Annotated in this window: 1 protein-coding gene; it reads right to left on the bottom strand. The window is 39.1% G+C overall.

Annotated features, from left to right (window positions below):
- Positions 1-178 precede the first annotated feature (178 nt).
- Entirely contained in the window at positions 179-379 is a 201-nt protein-coding gene (locus R7E78_RS31255; protein WP_411913783.1) for a hypothetical protein, read from the bottom strand.
- Positions 380-591: the final 212 nt, after the last annotated feature.

Here is a 591-nt window from a genome sequence, read left to right as displayed (position 1 = left end):
AAAACTATAAGTGTAAAAAAATTTTTAACCGTAAAACACAAGTCCAAACCATAATTGATCCACCCTGTGTTTAACAGTTGGACAGGTGTTCTCTTCCTGAAATTTTCTTCCTCCTTTTTTTCTCCAAACATACCTTTGCTCATTGAGTCCTAAAAGTTTTATTTCAGGTCCACAGGGCTTATTTCCAAAAAGCATCACACTTGTTTATGTTCCTTTGTAAACTTCTGAAACACTGAATTTTGTGGTGAGGACACAGGAAAGGTTTTCTTCTGATGACTCTTCCATGAAGGTCATATTTGTCCAGGTGTGTCTGCGCAGTAGAACAGTGCACCACCACTCCAGAGTCTGATAAATCGTCCTGCAGGTGTTTTGCAGTCAAACAGGGGTTTTAATTTGCATTTCTAAAAATCCAGCTCTCTCAGAAAGTTTTCAGCTCGATCTCCACAGTTCCTGTTAACTGCCATTTCGTAATGACATTACTAACTAAAGAAACTAAGGATAGTCTTCATCAGTTATTTTAGTTTTCAGAGTGCTAGGCAGCTGTTTAGAGGAGTCCATGGCTGCTGATTCTTGGGACAAGTTTTCGGGAGT

This window comes from Vibrio sp. YT-19(2023), from assembly GCF_033337395.1.
Note: the sequence above shows the minus strand (reverse complement) of the source record. Positions and strands in the feature narration are given on the sequence as shown.